8 protein-coding genes are annotated in these 19,290 nt (G+C 37.6%); 5 read left to right on the top strand and 3 right to left on the bottom strand.

Features of this window, described 5'->3' with window-relative positions:
- Window positions 1-110 precede the first annotated feature (110 nt).
- The 5 genes from RQM59_RS04385 (at window position 111) to RQM59_RS04365 (ending at window position 5,018) form a co-directional block, all read left to right on the top strand.
- Complete coding sequence (locus tag RQM59_RS04385) at window positions 111-1,067, top strand: sensor histidine kinase (RefSeq protein ID WP_349240863.1); 957 nt, start codon at window positions 111-113, stop codon at window positions 1,065-1,067.
- Between the two features lie 72 nt (window positions 1,068-1,139).
- Complete coding sequence (locus tag RQM59_RS04380) at window positions 1,140-2,159, top strand: sensor histidine kinase (protein WP_349240862.1); 1,020 nt, start codon at window positions 1,140-1,142, stop codon at window positions 2,157-2,159.
- Between the two features lie 145 nt (window positions 2,160-2,304).
- Window positions 2,305-3,243, top strand: a complete 939-nt coding sequence (locus RQM59_RS04375; RefSeq protein ID WP_349240861.1) for a sensor histidine kinase — start codon at window positions 2,305-2,307, stop codon at window positions 3,241-3,243.
- 90 nt (window positions 3,244-3,333) lie between these two features.
- Window positions 3,334-4,272, top strand: coding sequence for a sensor histidine kinase (locus tag RQM59_RS04370; protein ID WP_349240860.1), 939 nt, complete (start codon window positions 3,334-3,336; stop codon window positions 4,270-4,272).
- Between the two features lie 2 nt (window positions 4,273-4,274).
- Complete coding sequence (locus RQM59_RS04365) at window positions 4,275-5,018, top strand: LytR/AlgR family response regulator transcription factor (RefSeq protein WP_349240859.1); 744 nt, start codon at window positions 4,275-4,277, stop codon at window positions 5,016-5,018.
- A gap of 83 nt (window positions 5,019-5,101) precedes the next feature.
- Here RQM59_RS04365 and RQM59_RS04360 read toward each other — a convergent pair whose 3' ends face one another.
- The 3 genes from RQM59_RS04360 to RQM59_RS04350 all read right to left on the bottom strand — a co-directional run bounded on the left by RQM59_RS04360 (window position 5,102) and on the right by RQM59_RS04350 (window position 19,223).
- Window positions 5,102-5,272, bottom strand: a complete 171-nt coding sequence (locus RQM59_RS04360; protein ID WP_349240858.1) for a hypothetical protein — start codon at window positions 5,270-5,272, stop codon at window positions 5,102-5,104.
- A 14-nt stretch (window positions 5,273-5,286) separates the two neighbouring features.
- The gene (locus RQM59_RS04355; RefSeq protein WP_349240857.1) at window positions 5,287-7,464 is read right to left on the bottom strand and encodes a DUF8693 domain-containing protein; all 2,178 of its coding nucleotides are present in this window, start codon (window positions 7,462-7,464) and stop codon (window positions 5,287-5,289) included.
- Between the two features lie 212 nt (window positions 7,465-7,676).
- The gene (locus RQM59_RS04350; protein WP_349240856.1) at window positions 7,677-19,223 is read right to left on the bottom strand and encodes a BspA family leucine-rich repeat surface protein; all 11,547 of its coding nucleotides are present in this window, start codon (window positions 19,221-19,223) and stop codon (window positions 7,677-7,679) included.
- Window positions 19,224-19,290 lie beyond the last annotated feature (67 nt).

Raw genomic sequence — 19,290 nt, 5'->3', positions numbered from 1 at the left:
CATGTCCCTATAAAATTCATTTCTATCTTTCGCCATTGACATTTTTAATGGGTAAACAAGACAACTTATATCATCTACTTTTTTGGGGATTTGTCTTTCTCTATTCGTTTATGTTTCATTTCGAAGAAGTAGAAACATCTTCCCCTGTTATTAGCAGTTTGGTTCTAACATTTCTAGACCTGCTTTTTTATAGCATTGTTTTCTACTGCAATTTTTATTTATTAATTCCCAGAGTATTAAAAACTTACGGAGTACCTATTTATGTTATCACAATTATCCCATTACTGTTAATTGTATTTAATCTAGGAATACTATCTCCTCTATTCGAAAACGTAGATCTAAATGGGAACTACTTCTCTGATTTCGACATGTTTGTTGAAGCCTTTTTCTACTTAGCTGACCTTTCGATTTTTGTCGTTGTATCTCTATCGTATTGGTACTTTAAGCAGCATCGTATAGAAAAAGAGAAGGCACTACACTATCAGAATGAAAAACTGCATGCCCAACTACAATTCTTGAGATCTCAGATAAGCCCGCATTTTTTATTCAATTCTTTAAATAATATTTATTCGCTCATTATTCAAAAAGACGACAATGCTTCTTTAATGGTGGAAAAGATTGCAGATATGCTCCGTTACATTATTTATGAAGGAAAAAACAAAAAAGTGTCTATGAACAAAGAAATAATGCTTGTAGAAAACTATATCGATTTGCAGTACTTAAAGAAGATGAAAAATGTAGAATTGATCGAGTATACCAGAACTGGTGATTTTTCTCAAAAAGAAATTGTCCCTCTATTGTTAATGAATTGTGTTGAAAATTGTTTTAAACATAGTAATCTGGAGACCAATCCTAAAGCGGTATTACATATAAACGTAGCTGAAGAGAACAATAAACTTATTTTGCATACCCGAAACTCATATACCTCCAAACCCACTCAAAAAAACAAGAATAGTTTTCAATATTTGAAACAACAACTAAATCATCATTACCCTAACAGACATTCATTTTCGACCTCGGATAAAAAAGGTGTTTTCACTTTTGAATTGACGTTGGACCTTGTTTAGGAAGGGCATTTAAATTGTTTATACCCCTTGAGAAATATATAGATCTTTCGAATTTATTGTTACTTTTAGGGTATGGTAAACAAGAATGTATTATTTCATGCCCTCTTTTGGGTTTATATCTTAGTCTATATATTCTTAGTTGTATGGGAAGAAATATCTGGATCTTCAGGCATTCTAAGTAGTTTGTTTATAGCTATTGTTAACGTCCTTCTTTTTGTGCTTATTTTTTATACTAATCTTTACATATTGATTCCCAGAGTGTTAAACAAGTATGGAGCGGCGCTCTATATAATTTTGGGTTTCGCTTTTTTAATTCTCGTTTCTATTCTGGGTTTATATTTACCTTTATTTGATGACATTCAAATTAATGTAGATCAATATTCAAATTTTGATCTTTTTAAAGAGGGGTTTTACTACATATGGGAACTATCTCTTTTTATTCTAGTATCCTTCCTGTATTGGTATTTCGTCAAACATAAGGAAGAAGCACAGAAGGCATTACAATTTCAAAATGACAAGCTTAAAGCAGAACTTCAAGTGCTAAAGTCTCAAGTATCGCCTCATTTTTTATTTAACTCTTTAAATAATATCTATTCACTAGTCATCCAGAAAAATGATAATGCGGCTATAATGATCGAAAAATTATCAGATATTTTGCGTTATATCATTTATGAATGTACCAAAGAAAAAGTGTCGTTACAATCAGAAGTTACACTTTTAGAAAACTATATACAACTACAACTTTTGCGTAAAATTCGGAATGAACAAGCCATTCAATATCATATTCAGGGTAATTTTTCTAATAAGTTGATCGCTCCGTTGTTACTTATCAATATTGTGGAGAATTGTTTTAAACATAGTGATATTAATTCCTCAGAGGACAGTTTTCTGTCTATCGACCTTATTTTAAACAGTTTTACATTAACTCTAAAAACGAAAAATACATTTACACCAAACAACAAAGAGCAGGGAATCGGTTTACAAAACTTAAGACGTCAGCTTGAGCAGATCTATCCATCCGATCACATCTTAAAAATAGATAGCACGCAAAACATATTTATGTTGGAACTCGTTTTACATTTAAATGAGTAGTAACTATTGTAAATTTACTTTAGTGTTTTATGCTTGGCCATTTCAAATTTATTATTACTTTTAATAAATGGGCAGTAGAAATATAGTCTATCATATTCTTTTTTGGATATTTATCTACATCTGGGAATTCCACTTTTTCTTTTTTATGGAAGATTCCATAGGTGCTGTGGCTGATTTTGTGCTTGGACAGACCTTATTTGATGCCTCTATTGTATACATCAATTTGTTTATTCTTATTCCCTTACTCTTATCAAAATATGGCAAATTTGTATATATTTTAGGTGTTACTCTAACCTTACTTATCATCTCCTTTTTGGTCGAATTTGTAGGTTTATATGGACTTTTAAGTGATTTAAATAATGAATTCAACAATAGCCCGAATCTAGGTATCTATAATAAACTATTCTCCTATTTTATTGAGTTCGGACTATTCATGATCATTTCTTTTTTGTATTGGTATTTTACCAAACATAGAGAAGAACAGCAAAAAGCATTGCATCTACTTAATGAAAAATTACAAACTGAGCTACAGGTATTGAGATCTCAAGTGAGTCCGCAATTTCTATTTGAATCCCTAAAAAATATTCATGCATTATCACTTAAAAGCGATACAAACGCATCCGTGATGATCGAAAAATTATCGGATATTTTAAGGCATATTATTTATGAAGGAAGACAAAAAGAGACCTTATTGAAGGAGGAAATAGGCATGATAGAAAACTATATACAGTTACAAATTTTGCGAAAATCAAAAAATGAAAGATCGATTCGCTATCAAATTTCCGGGGATTTCTCGAATAAAAAAGTAGCTCCGTTATTATTGCTGTACATCGTTGAAAATAGTTTTAAGCATTGCGAACTATCCTCTACAGAGGATGATTTTTTGGAAATTGACATTTCTATGAAAAATAACGTATTGCACTTAAAAACAAAAAATACGTTTATTCCCAATTCAAACGAAAAAGGAAAAGGGTTAGAAAATTTAAAGGAACAGTTGGAGCATATATATACAGATAAGAATATACTGAAAATAGATGCAAAAGATGGTATCTTTTCTATTGAATTAAGTTTAGAAATATCTTAAGTAATACCCGGTATGAGTCGAAAAAAAATAATTTATCACATCCTATTTTGGTTGTTCATCTACGTTTGGGAATTTCATTTCTTCATGTACATGAATGATAACATTTGGGCAGCTGCAGATTTTTCTTTGGTGCAAACCCTATTTTTAGCGGTTGCAGTATATGTCAATTTACTCATATTGATCCCTAAACTCTTAGTGAGATATGGCAGTGCTGTTTACATCATTGGGGTAGCAATAACGCTAATAAGCTTGTCTTTTCTGGTAATGTTTTCAGGATCTTATAATCTTTTAAACGACATGAGTGAAGGGATTGGTGACGGCCCAGAAATGAGCCCGTTTATGTTCGTGTTAGAGCATGTTGTTCAATTTTCTTTGTTTATCATTATCTCTTTTCTATACTGGTATTTTAACAGACATAAAGAGGAAGAAGAAAAAGCCTTGCAATTTAGCAATGATAAGTTACAAGCCGAGCTGCAAGCCTTGAAATCACAGATCAGTCCGCACTTTCTCTTTAACTCTTTAAATAACATATACTCACTATCTATTCTGAATCATTCGAACGCTCCAATTATGATCGAAAAGCTTTCGGATATTTTACACTACCTGATATACGAAGGAAAACATGAAGAAGTAGCATTAGCCGATGAAATACAATTAATAGAGAATTATATACAGTTACAATTGCTACGAAAATTGAAAAATGAAGAATCCATTCATTATCGGATCACAGGTGATTTTTCTAATAAGAAGATTGCTCCTCTCCTATTAATAAATATTATAGAGAATGGTTTCAAACATAGTAATATCTCATCCGAAAAGAATGGTTTTTTGAAGATTCGTATCTCTACAGCAGGTAATACGCTAACTGTACTAACAGAGAATACATTCACTCCAAACGACAAGAAGAAAGGAATTGGTTTACAAAACCTGGAGCAACAATTAGAACATATGTATCCAAAATCGTATTCTTTAAAAGTTAATAATAAAAATCGTATTTTTAGGGTAGAATTAACTTTAGAGCTAGATTAGAGATGTCCCCCATAACCTGTTTGATCGTCGACGATGAATCGTTGGCTCAAGATCTTATTGAAAATCATCTGTCTAAGATTCCTAATATGCAAGTTGTAGGTAAATTACATACGGCTGTTGAGTGTATTGGTTTCTTAGCAAACAACGAAGTGGATCTCTTGTTTTTAGATGTGGAAATGCCCGACCTAACCGGATTGGAGCTACTAAAAGCATTAAAAGATCCTCCTATAACAATATTAATTACAGCGTATTCAGAGTATGCGTTAGATAGTTATGACCACAACGTTGTGGATTATTTATTAAAACCAGTGAAGTTTGATCGTTTTGTGCGTGCCATAGCTAAAGCAAACAATCTTCTAAAGGTCGATGTCAGTGTTAAGAATACTGTTTTGGAATCTTCCCATCCAATTCCCTCAGCAGAACAAGATTATATTTTTGTTAAGTCAAATTACAAAGCGATCAAAGTTCGTTTTTCCGAGATTGTATATGTCGAAAGTGCTCAAAAATATGTGAAGTTTCATCTAGCTAATGAGTCTATTATGTCTTTAATGAGTCTTACATCATTAGAAGGAATTCTTCCTGAAAACACTTTTTTCCGAAGCCAAAAGTCTTTCATAGTGAACTTAAACGAAATCAAAGAGATTAGCGGAAACCAGTTATTAATGAGCAATGGTAGTAAGATTTCTGTGAGTAAAAATAGCAAACCAGCACTTTTAGACAGGATAGATCAAAATAAGCTCCTGTAAGATCAAGTGGTATATACTGTATAAAAAAAGCCCATCGGAAGATGGGCTTTTTCGTAACTAAATTCTATATAAATAAAGAACATTTAGAATCCGTCCCCTGGATCTTGAGGACTAGCCGCTTGCGCTTTCTTTGGATTCAACATAATGTAGGTTCCAATAGCTGTTAATGCTGCATACTTACCATAATTCCCGATCTTCTGTAAAGCTTCTTTACGTGAGATATCTTGTGATCTGTTTTCTGTTTGTTTTTTCATGGTTTGGCAGTATATTATTCTATAATAATTTTTTTGTTCAACTTCCCTTCCTGTGTTACCATTTGTATGATGTACACACTTGATTTAAGGTTTGGTAATCTAATGTCATTAACACCAGTACCTACAAAAGTTGTTCGCAGAACCTCTTTTCCTAAAATGTCATATATACTTACTTGCGCGTCTCCACTTTGAATACCTACTACGCGTAGATTATCTTTCTCTGACAGAAATACACTTACATGATCTAAGGTGAATCCTTCTGTACTCAATGTACTGGTAGTAGTATGCAGGTAAAAACGTCCAATACCATTGAGTTCTTCGGAAAGTGTCGTGGTAAACTCTGATGAACCATCTAACAAGGTAAATGTATTGTCATCCTTGTCTTCCAGATATACATTCATCCCACTAGGCAAGTTCAAACTTGTGGCAGAAATGGTAATCTCAGTACCTGCTGCTGCGTTCACTCCTACTGGAACGATCATCGTTTCATAACCACTGTCCGGTAAAGATTGAATTCCTAAATTCTCGCCTGCATTGTCTGATACCAATTGTGTATAGATTGCAAAAGAATGATCTGCTCCTCCAAAAATGCTACTGTCATATCCATTATCCCAAGCAGTCGTAGTTCCTTCTATATAATACAACTCGGTCTCTCTCAGTTCACTTCCGTTTGCAAGTGATAACTTGATCTCTGGTCTGGTGTTCGCATTTCTCTGGAAATTATCCGCCTGATGGCTCTGCATTGCCTCTGTAAAGTTGAAGGTATTACTTCCGTTAGAACTCACAAAGAACCCTTGTGCCGGTGCAATATATCTTGCTCCTGAAGCCTGATTGATAGGCTGGTATGCACTGGTTCCTTCATTCCAAAACCATACGGTTTGTTCAGTTAAATCTGATGAATTGATCGTTAATACATTGTTGGTCCCATCTGCATTGGTATTTGCCGGTATAAAGGATGGGTAGGGGTTACCTACAAGATTAAAAGCATTGGCATTAGATGTAATGGCAATACCCACATCTGAAACAGGCATAGATCCTGTAAAAGCAATATCTCCCGTTGCTGCTAGTTTTATAGATCGTCCTGCTCCTTGAGGAAAGTTTCCTGAACCAGATGCTCCATCCTGGTAATATTCCCAACCAGGAGTGCTGTTATTGTAATTCGATAAGCCTCGATTGTTTGATGTTCCAGAAGCCAATCCTTCTGCACCTGCAAAAGCATCGATATCTTGATTGGTTACCGGTGAAGATATTAAATACCAATTTGTTGTTCCTATACTTCTATTATAGGTGATATTTCCAGATACTGAGGTCTTTGCAATTAAAGACCCGCCAGAGTTGATCGTAATCACTCCATTGTTGGTCACTGCTCCGTTTACCGTAAGTTGTGCTCCGGTATTGATCGTCATTTCATTGACACTGATCGCTCCAGATGCCACTGGGGCGTTTGCAACATCTGCAATTACCACATCGCTAGTTCCTGTCGGAACAGATCCTAAAGACCAGTTACTCGTTATATCCCAATCTGTACTAGTACCTCCTGTCCAAGTGTTGCTTAGCTTCGATCCTGAGGAATCATAACTATCATTGGTAATATTTACACTGGGATCTCCTGTTCCTAATGGACCATCTCCGGCTGTATTGGATAAATTATCTGAAAGTCCCGCATCAAAAGCAATCATCGGATCTTGCGTATTGTCTGTATACTGTATCGTTAAGTGCATTAGCAAGGTAGGAGAACCTGCTACCGTTACATTGGCTGCTGGAAGATTCGCCGCTGTTTGTGCCTGATTCCAGTCTATAGACACTTTGGAACTCGTATTATTAACCACGTTTAACGCATTGTAAAAGTTGGCAAAACCTCCAAAAACTCGCGTATCTAGAATATAGCCCGTCGCACTTCCTGCAGGATGATTGGTCGTTAAATTACCTCCTGCGATACTCGTCCCAAAAGCAGCTGTGTTGTAATCGATATAGATCTGACCAATACCCAACTTAAAATCAGTATCTGTGGTCAGCATCACATCTACTTCGTAGTGCGTGGTTCCAACACCCCCACTACCATCGGTCATCTTCGCATTGGCAAAAGAAAACGTTACCGTCTGGGCGAATAAACTTCCGCTTAATAGAAAGACCGACAACATCCAAATCAATGTCCCAATCTTAAATCGTCTTTTCTCGTAATTTTTCATCATATATAATTCGTTTGAAGATGTTTTTCTGTTTCTTTTAAGGCTGCTTATCGTTACTACATACAAGCATCCTAATACAAAAATTCAACTATTTTTCCTGGATATTGAGTTAAATAACACTCATGTAGTCTTTTGTTCCTTTTTTGTAACAACGGCTGTTTTTATTGTAACAAACGCTCAATCTATTTTGCTTGAATTTTCTCAATAACAAGAGGTTAGAACTGTTTCCCTTTTCCTAGCCCTTTTACCAAGACATTGGTCATATCAGAAGTTTGTGTTTGTCCATTCAAATCCAGATCTCGAATTAAGTACCCGGGAAAACCTATCGAGGCAAAACCTAATATTAGATCAGCGGTATTGATTTGACCATCTCCATTGAGATCTCCTCCGAACGTAGCATGCTTTCCATCACCTAGATCATGCATAAATCCTCCTCCTCCTCTTACATTCGTGCTCACCGTAAGGTCTATAGTGGTTGCCGTACCGCTTAAACTATAGGTGGCATCTGTAGCAATAGGAATATGACTTCTGTGATCCACAGAAACATAATAATCATCTATATCCGCTGTAATGCTTAGCGGAGACACACCATCTACGGCAACAATATCTCCATCCCGTTGCACTAAACCTGAGGCACTATATAATACCGAGGTGATATCATTCTTATCACGTAGCTCTACCAGCACCCAATCTACAATAGCATCGTTGCCCGTAACATCAAATACACTTGAATTTGCTGTAGCCCCATCGGAATATGGTGTATTCGTAGGTAAATGCATAGATATAACCGCTCTCATCATACCAGGACCTGATTCGTAAGGACCGTGAAGAAATAGTTTGACATCTACCAAAACCTGACAACTTTTCCCAAGGTCATCCGAAATAGTCCATTGATTTGTAGCATTTGTGAGGATATTAAGTCCTGCTTCTCCATCACAATATGTTGTAGGCGGAGCTCCAAAAGCCACTCCATTCTGCACAGACCTGGTGGACCAACCCGATAATAGACTATCATAATTTGCTTTACTAAAACCAGTTGCATTAAGAAACATAGTGGTCATATTTGTTACATTCGAGACATTCCAACCACTAAGATCTTGATTAAATGCACTAGCTACATTGAACATATTCGACATATTGGTTACATTGCTCACGTTCCATCCACTTATATCTATATTAAATTCAGTGGCTCCAGCAAACATACCTTCCATTGTACTGACACTCTGAACATTCCATGCTGTAATGTTACCATTAAAAGAACTCGCACTTCCAAACATGGCTCTTATATCTGTTGCGCTTGATAGATCCCAGGAGTTTAGATCCTGGTTAAATGAAGTAGCGAATCTAAACATATGGGACATGACAGTAACATTGCCTACATTCCAATTGTTCAATGGTTGATTAAATGCCGAAGCTTCACTAAACATTAGACGCATATTGGTCACCTGAGCAGTGTTCCAGGAGCTAACGTTTCCATTAAAGGCGGTAGCTTCTTCAAACATGCTGGTCATGATCGTCACATTAGAAGTATTCCAGGAGTTCAGATCCTGATTAAAAGCCGGAGATTTCCAAAACATCCAACCTAAATTGGTCACTTTTGAAACATCCCAATTATTCAATGGCTGATTAAATACCGTAGCTCCAGAAAAAGCTCCTAACATATTGGTGACGTTCGAGGTATTCCAGTTGTCAATATTCATGTTAAATGCACTTGCATCCTGAAACATCGCTACCATATTGGTCACATTAGAAGTATTCCAATTGCTGATATTTCCATTAAATGCGCTTGCACCATGAAAAACTCCTCTCATATTGGTAACCTTCGAAACATCCCAGGTACTAATGTCTACATTAAACTGACTTGCTTCTTTAAACATATCCTCCATATTGGTAACGTTCGACATGTCCCAACCAGAGATATTGCCTCTAAAAGCTGCTGCCTGATAAAAGACTCCTTGCATATTAGTGACACCAGAGGTATCCCAGTTTTCACCTATATTGCTGAATGAATTTGTTCCGGCGAACATATAGCTCATATCTGTAACGATGCTCATATTTGGAGCCGTTGGGCTTCCAAAAATGTAGAACTTCGTACAACCTTCAAATGCTCTTTCCATAGAGGTCCAGACAATGTTATTCCCCCATTCTCCGAGTACCAATAATTTTTGAGGATTATTTGCTCCCGCATAACGTATACGCAATCTTTTTGAGGTATTTGTGTTACTGGGACGAATACGAATGGTGTGAAAACCTGCACTTGCAAAAGTGATCGTAGTAATCCCTGTTAAATTAACAAGTGACTGAGGTGTTGGTGAAAAATCAACATCCGAAAATACACCGTCATTATTAATGTCTACATCATAGGCTCCGTCTAGTATGGGTAGCGTGATCGTTCTACTCCCAGGGTCTCCTTCTGTGGTGTTAAACGTTGCCAAAAAATCTGTACAGGATGTCCCGGTGTCACCATTGATGGTCCAATTTATAGGGGCGCTGGTTAGGGTATTTCTACCATCGGTTCCTGCACAATAAGTTGTTGGAGGCCCTCTAAAGGTCAATCCTGGTTGCACCGTCAATTCAGACCATCGAATGAGCAGTCTGTCATAATTTTCAGAGCTATAACTCGATGCCAAGCTTAAAAACAAGTCTATATCTGTGACACTGGAAATGTCCCAATTACTCACATCTTGATCGAACATTTCGGCATTTTGAAACATGGAGTTCATATTGGTTACAGCACCGACATTCCATGAAGAAACAGCCCCATTAAAGAGCAGTGCATCTTTAAACATTTCACGCATACTGGTCACCTTAGATACATTCCAGCTGCTTAGATCTTGATTAAAATCGCGAGCATCGTGAAACATCGAGGTCATATCCGTTACATTCGTAACATTCCAGGTACTGATATCCTGATCAAATCGCCATGTATCATGAAACATATGGGCCATCGTGGTCACATTGCTCACATTCCATGCAAACAATGGCTGATTATAGTTAAATGCATTCTGGAACATAGAACTCATATCTGTTATAGTCGTAACATTCCAGGCACTAATATCACTATTAAAGTTTGTGGCATTAAAGAACATCGATCTCATACTCGTCACCATTGTCAAATCAGGTACTCCTGCCGATCCAGAAATACTCAGATTGGTACAACCTTGAAAGGCCTGCTCCATAGAGGTCCATACAATACTACCCCAACTTTCTATTGAAGTCAATTTTTGTGCACTATTTGCTCCGGCGTAAGTGATTCGTAATTGTTGACTGCTGTTGTTTTCTTTGTTGATTCGAACTCGAATGGTCTTAGATCCATTGCTGCTAAAGGTAATGGTCTGTGTTCCTGTCAAGTTGTTCAGATTCTTGGCTGCAGCATCTGTATCTCCATATAGGCCATCATTATCAAAATCTACATCATAAGCTCCGTCACTTATCGGTAGAACAATAGTTGCATTACCCGGATTTCCCAGTGTTGTATCAAAGGCCAGTACTGCTTCATTACACGACCTTCCTGAATCACCGGTAATATTCCACCCGCGTGAATTAATCAAGGTATTCCTTCCAGCCTCTCCTTCACAATATGTTGTTGGCGGAGCCCCAAAACCGTAGTTATTGGTAAACGTTAATTTGGCCCATTCTGTCAATAGTTTATCATAGTTGTCGGAACTGAAACTCGTTGCTCCGGTCATAAAATCTCGTAAATGAGTAGCGGTTGAAATGTCCCAATTACTGATATCCTGATTGAAAGAAGTGGCTCCAAAAAAAGTAAAACGCATATCTGTTACTATACTCAAATTAGGAGCACCAGCATTGTCACTAATGTTCATGTTCACACAACCTGCAAAAGCACTATTCATCTCCGTCCAAATAATTTGATCTCCCCAATGATCGATACTTACCAACTTCTGCGCAGCATGTGCATTGGCAAATCGAATTCGTAATTGATTGTTGGTATTGGAACTATTTGGTTTAATTCGAATCGTATAAATTCCGGGTTGTGCAAAATTGATCGTTGTCGTATTTGAATGGTTCTCCATCGTTCTGCCCAAAGCATCCACTTCTCCTGCAAAATTTCCGTCATTATTTACATCAATATCATAGGTTCCTTCTCCAACTGGTAAAATAATAGTCTTATTTCCAGGATCTCCCAATTCAGTATTAAAGGTCCATTGGAAATAACACAACCTTCCTGTATCATTGGTGATCGACCAGTTATTAGGTGCATTTGTTAATATATTTCTTCCTGCTTCACCTAAACAGTAACTTATTGGTGGTGCTCCAAATGTCAAATTGCTTTGTACAGATAAGGCGGACCAGGCAATTAGTAACTTATCGTAATTTCCGGCACCAAAACTAGTCGCATCTTTTAAAAAGTTTGCGAAATTGCCTACGTTGACAATATTCCATGAACTGATATCCTGATTAAATGCAGTCGCGTCGCGGAACATATCATTCATATCCGTAACTTGATCAACATTCCAGACATTAATGTCTTGATTGAACGAAGATGACCGGTAGAACATTCCTGTCATAATAGTAACCTTTGAAACATTCCAGGAGCTAATGTCTTGATTGAACGCTGATGCTCTAGAGAACATTGACCCCATATCAGTTACATTGTTAGTATTCCATCCGGTAATGTTTCCATTAAATACAGTGGCCTCCTCGAACATGCTAGACATATCTGTAACATTTTCAACATTCCATGAGCTTAAATCCTGATTAAAAGCTGCTGCCTTATAGAACATTTCATACATGCTATTTACCTTAGCTACATTCCATGAATTTAATGGTTGATTAAAGGATGTTGCGTTGAAGAACATATCATATATATCAACAACATTTCCCGTATCCCAATTGCTTATGTTTTGATTAAAATTAGTGGCTTCTCCAAACATATAGGCCATTTCAGTAACGTTGGAAGTGTTCCAACTCGTAACATCTCCATTAAAAGCTGTGGCTCTATAAAACATATCGCTCATTAGTGTAACCTTACTCGTATCCCAATTATTAAGGTTTCGATTGAACACACTGGCATATGAAAAAACAGCAGACATCGTCGTTATATTGGAAGTATTCCAGTTATTCAAAGACTGATCAAACGCTGAAGCTCTTTCAAACATGTAGGATATAGTAGTTACTTTTCCCGTGTCCCATGTATTCAATGCTTTGTTAAACGCGGTAGCTCTTCTAAACATACTAGACATATCGGTTACGTTAGCAGTATTCCAGCTACTAATATTCATATTAAAAATACTAGCCTCACGAAACATACTGTTCATGTTGGTTACATTACCGGTATTCCAACTCCCAATATATGTGTTAAATGCACTGGCTCCGTAAAACATATTGCTCATGTCCGTTACATTGCTCATATTCCAACCATCAATATCACTATTAAAAGAACTGGCTTTCTCAAACATACTATGCATGCTAGTAACCATACTTAAATTAGGAGCACCATCTGTAGCAGAAATGTTCATATTAGAACAGCCGTGAAAAGCATCTTCCATGGATGTCCATATAATATTTTCTCCCCAATTATCTATACTCAAAAGTTTTTGTGCACTATTCCCATTTGCATAGGCTATCCGCAATTGATTACTTGGGTTATTTGTCGGATTAGGGCGAATTCGGATCGTTTTTTGCCCCGAACTACCAAAGTCTATGACCTGTGTACCTATGACGTTGACCAACGCTCCTCCATCTCCGGTATCTGCAAAACTTCCATCATTATCTATATCTACATCATACCTGCCTACACCATCATTTACCATCGGGATAATGATCGTGGTATTACCCGGATCGCCTTGAGTAGTATCAAATGTTATCGTCAAGTCAGGACATTTTACGGTAAGATCTCCACTAATAGTCCAGTTTTTACCTCCCTGAGCAACTGCTCTATCTAGCAGATCTCTTGCGGATGCACCATCACAATAATTGGAAGGTGGCGCTCCGAAAGAAATATTTTCCTGTACATTCTGTGCTGCCCAACCTACTAACAACTTATCATAATTCATAAAACTATATCCCGTCGCACTTAAGAACATGTCATCCATATTGGAGACTAAAGTTACGTTCCATGCACTTACATCCTGATCAAAGGCAGTAGCATCTTGAAACATTCGACGCATATAGGTAACACTTGATGTATTCCAGGAGCTTACATCTTGATTAAAGGCAGTAGCCCCTCTAAACATATCTCCCATAGAGGTTACGTTGCTTACGTTCCAGCTATCTATTGGTTGATTAAAAGCAGTTGCTCCGCTAAACATGGATGCCATAGAAGTTGCACTACTTACATTCCAAGAATTCAAAGGCTGATTAAAGGCGGTTGCTCCAGCAAACATACTAATGAATCTGGTTACTTTACTTACATCCCAATTACTTATGTTACCATTAAAAGCAGTTGCTCCGGTAAACATAACTCCCATATCGGTAACATTAGAAGTGTTCCAATTACTAATGTCTCCAGTGAATGCTGCAGCATAATGAAACATATTGGACATGCTAGTTACACTGGCTGTATTCCAGTTACTGATATTTCCATTAAAGCTTGACGTTCCAGAAAACATAAAACCCATTGCGGTTACTTTACTTACATCCCAATCATTGAAATCATAGTTCATGGAACTTGCATTTCTGAACATGGAGTCCATATTTGTTACCTGACTTAGGTCGGGGATTCCTGCATCTACAGCAATGGTTAAGTTACTACACGATGAAAATGCGTTTTCCATGGAACTCCAAACAATAGTATTTCCCCACTTGTCAATGCGCATTAACTTTTGCGCAGCATACACCCCTAAGTTCCGAAGATGTAATTGACTGTTGCTATTAGTACTACTAGGACGTATACGAATCGTTTTCTCCCCCGGGCTATCAAATGTGATGGTCTGTATACCCGTTAAACCTACCAACGAAACTGACGGTGTTGCAAAATCGGTATCATTAAAATTACCATCATTATTGATATCTATATCGTATGAGCCTTGCTCCATTGGTATTATAATGGTAGTATTACCCGGATCTCCCTGGGTAGTATCATATGTCAAGACCAAATCATCACAAGATTCTGTATCTCCTCCTATTGTCCAGTTGTTAGGTGAACCTGTCAATATATTTCGTGAATTTTTTCCAACACAGAAAGTAACTGCAGGTGCACCAAAAGTAACGTTAGGTTGTACCGATTGTGCTGCCCAACCAATTAATAACTTATCGTAATTCTCTGTGCTAAAGCTAGTAGCTGCACTCAAAAATCCAGCCATCGTAGTTACTTTAGAAATATTCCAAAAACCTACATCTTGATTAAAATTAGAGGCGCTAGAAAACATCGCTGACATCGCTGTAACATTTTCTGTATTCCAACTACTCACATTGCCATTAAAAGCTGTTGCAGCGGCAAACGTTGCTGTCATATCTGTTACACTACTGGTATTCCAAGAACTGACATCCTGGTTAAAAACACTAGCGCCATTAAACATACTGGACATACTTACAACTGTAGATACATTCCAACTGCTGATATTTCCGTTAAAAGCAGTGGCATTTTGGAACATACTGTTCATGGTCGTCACCTTAGAAACATTCCAAGAATTCAAATCTTGATTAAAGACACTAGCGCCAATAAACATTGCATTCATAAAGGCTACATTGGAAACATCCCAAGAATTTAGAGGTTGATTAAATGCTGAAGCTCCGTAAAACAATCCAGCCATAGTGGTAACTTTGGAAACATTCCAACTATTTATATCTTGATTAAAAGCAAAGGCATTGGCAAACATAAAGCCCATAGCTGTGACACTACTTGTATTCCAGCTACTAATATTTCCATTAAATGCCCTTGCTTCTTTGAAAGCATTATGCAAAGTGGTAACACTAGACGTATCCCAGTTATTCAAATTTTGGTTGAAAGAAGTAGCGTTCAAAAATATATCGCTCATTGTGGTCACTGTAGAAGTGTTCCAACTACTTAGATTCTGATTAAACAAAGTGGCACCACTAAACATGGATGCCATGGAAGTTGCACTACTTACATTCCAGGAATTCAAAGGTTGGTTAAAGGCTGGAGCACTTGCAAAAACATAGCTCATATTGGATACATTCTCTACATTCCATGTGCTCACATTGCCATTAAAAGTTGAAGCTTCAAAAAACAGTCCTTGCATATTTGTGACAGTAGAAACATTCCATCCGCTTAAATCTTGATTCAAATTGGTTGCTCCCTGAAACATAAATGCCATATTGGTCACAGCACTTAGATCTGGTGCTCCTGCTGTAGCTGAAATATTCATACTCCTACAACCATGAAAAGCATTTTCCATAGAAGTCCAAACAATATCTCCCCATTGTTCTATGCTAGTAAGTTTTTGTGGGTTTTTTGTCGCGTCTCCTGCAAAATTAATTCTGAGTTGTTTTCCTACATTATTTGTAGGATGCGGGCGAACACGGATGGTGTGCTCTCCTGCAGTAGCAAACGTAATCGTTTGTTTTATTGTTAAATTTTCTAATACCACGCTCGCAGCGTCTGTATCTCCAAAAACACCATCACTATTGAGGTCTACATCATAGGCTCCACCGCTGATAGGAAGGTCAATTGTTTTATTACCAGGATCATCTATAGTAGTGTTAAAAGTTAATACTAAATGATCGGGGCAAGACAATCCTGTGTCTCCATCAATGGTCCAACCTGCATCGATTAACGCTTTCCTTCCTTCTGCTCCCCCACAAAAAGTCGTAGGAGGCGCTCCAAATGTTATGGGCGATTGGACGGAACGTGATCCCCAACCTGCTAATAAACTATCATAGTTGTCTGAATCAAAACCGGTGGCATTGGCAAACATGGATGCCATTGTAGTAACTCCGGAAACATTCCAACTACTGATGTCTTTGTTATAAGAGCTCGCATTGATAAACATCAAATCCATATTAGTAACACTGGATGTATTCCAGTTACTGATGTTTCCATTAAAAGCACTAGCACTTTGAAACATATTGTTCATTGCCGTCACTTTGGAAACATTCCAACTGTTTAGATCCTGACTGAAAGCTTCTGCGGAGGTAAACATCCCGTTCATGCTCGTAACATTAGATACATTCCAACTGTTGAGGGCTTGATTAAACGCTTCTGCCTTGTTAAACATCGCGGCCATATTGGTAACACTGGACACATTCCAACCTCCTATGTTTTGATCAAATACCGTGGCATTGAAGAACATATAGCTCATATTCTCTACTAAAGCCGTATTCCAATTGGCAACATTCCCATTAAAAGCTACTGCGCCTGCAAACATCGCTGACATAGAAGTTACTTTTGAGGTATTCCAACTGTTTAAGTTCTGATTAAAAATACTCGCACTATTAAACATATTGGACATGTTCGTTACTTTAGAGACATCCCAATTTAAAGCATGATTGAACGCCGAAGCATTGATAAACATAAAGGCCATCCCTGTAACTTCTGAAGTATTCCAATTGCTGATATTTCCATTAAAGGCACTAGCGGTTTGGAACATATTATTCATCGTAGTTACTTTAGCCGTGTTCCAATTATTTAAGTTTTGATTAAAAACACTGGCGCCACTGAACATAGAGTTCATATATAAAACATTGGAGACATTCCAACTATTTAATGGTCGATTAAAGGCCGTAGCATTTTGAAACATACCCGTCATAGCGGTTACTTTGCTTACATCCCAAGTATCGATGGGTTGATCAAAAGCTGAAGTGCTTCCAAATGTGAATCCCATATTGGTAACATTGGAGGTATTCCAGGTAGTTATATTTCCATTAAAGATCGTCGCCTCAAAAAAGGTTGCTTGCATATTGGTAACTGTAGAAGTATTCCAGGAACTTAAGTCCTTATCTAATTTGGAAGCTCCCCAAAACATAAAGGCCATATTCGTCAGTCCACTTAAATTAGGGGTACCAGCAGTCGAAGAAATATTCATGTTAGAACATCCATAAAAAGCACTCTCCATAGAGGTCCAAACAATGTTCGGTCCCCAATCATCTATTCGGATCAGTTTTTCTCCATCATTGGCATTGGCATAGGCAATACGTAATTGGTTCCCCGAACTAGGTCGAATACGGATGGTTTGTTCTCGTGCAGGAGTACCTAAATCAATGGTCTGCGTACCCGATTGGTTAAGGAGCTCAAAAGTACCATCGTTGTTGGTATCTACATCATAGTTACTGACACTTATTGGTAAGGTAATGGTCGTACCAGGGTTGGTACCTAAGCGCGTATCAAACGTTATAACAAACTCATTACAAAGAGCTCCCAAATCGTTAGAAAACGTCCAGTTGTTAGGTGAACTCATCAAGGTATTTATTCCAGCAGACCCGCTACAATAACCCGTAGGAGGCGTACCAAATGTAACATTCGGTGTTACCGTTTGCGCCGCCCAGCCAGTTAACAAGTTATCATAGTTTTGCCTACTAAAACTATTTGCTCCGGTTAACATATGAGTCATATTAGCTACTGCACTTATATTCCAGCTACCGATATTCTGATCAAATGCAGCTGCATTGGTAAGCATGAATTGCATAGCTGTTACTCCTGAGGTATTCCAACCACCGATATTCTGATTAAACGAACTGGCTCCTGAGAACATTCCACTCATGCTGGTCACCGCAGACGTATTCCAATTACCTATATCTTGGTTAAAATCAGTAGCTGTAAAGAACATCCCAAACATATCTGTTAGACTAGATGTATTCCAGTTTGAAATAACTCCATTAAAAACTGTAGCACCAGAGAACATAGATCGCATAGTCGTTACCTTGGAAACATTCCAGGTATTTAGAGGTTGATTAAATGCCCGCGCATTAGAAAACATCTGATTCATTGAAGTAACACTGGCTGTATTCCAATTTAAAATCGTTCCATTAAAAACTGTAGCACCAGAGAACATATTGTCCATACTCATGACTTTGGAAACGTTCCAGTTGTTCAATGATTGATTAAAAGCGATGGTACCGAAAAACATTGATGACATATCGGTAACCTTCCCTGTATTCCATGAAGCTATATCCCTATTAAATGAAGTAGCACCGGAAAACATTGATGACATACTAGTAACATTCTCTGTATTCCATGAACCTATGTCTCCGTTAAAGGAGGTGGCTCCTAAGAACATTTGGCTCATAGTGATCACATTTCCCGTATCCCAATTCTCTATATTTCCATTAAAGGAAGTCGCTCCCTGGAACATTCTTATCATCGAAGTAATGTGCGATACGTTCCATGAACTTAGATCTTGATCTAATGAGGTCGCATTGGGAAACATTTCCCCCAGACTAGTTAATCCTGAAAGGTTGGGAGCTCCAGCCGAAGCAGCAATATTCATGTTAGTACAATCCTGAAAGGCTCCCTCCACGGAAGTCCACACAATTTTTGTACCCCATTCCTGAATCCATAACAACCTCTCTGCATCCGTGGTCCCTCCAAAAGAAATACGCAAAGAACCACCACTATTAAATGTAGCATTTGGTTGTATACGAATGGTGTATTGCGCCTGACCACCAAAATCAATAGCATATGATCCTGATACATTCACTACGGCACCTCCATCTCCTGTATCTGTAAAATCTCCGTCATCATCCAGATCTATATCATAAGTACCACCGCTCATTGGAATCGTAACAGTACTAGAGCCGCTGCCCAAACTGGTATCAAAAGTCAATCTAAAATCCTGACCCCAACCCGTTGTCACACAGCAAAACATAGCAATTATACCTATAATCGTAATTCTCCTCATTTGTACACTCTTTTTAGCAAGTTCTGTATATATAATTAGTACAAAATTTCAACGAATCATTTCAAGA

The organism is Asprobacillus argus, from assembly GCF_032248395.1.
In the GTDB taxonomy this organism is placed as follows: Bacteria; Bacteroidota; Bacteroidia; order Flavobacteriales; family Flavobacteriaceae; genus Polaribacter; species Polaribacter argus.
This window is presented reverse-complemented; position numbering and strand designations above follow the sequence as displayed.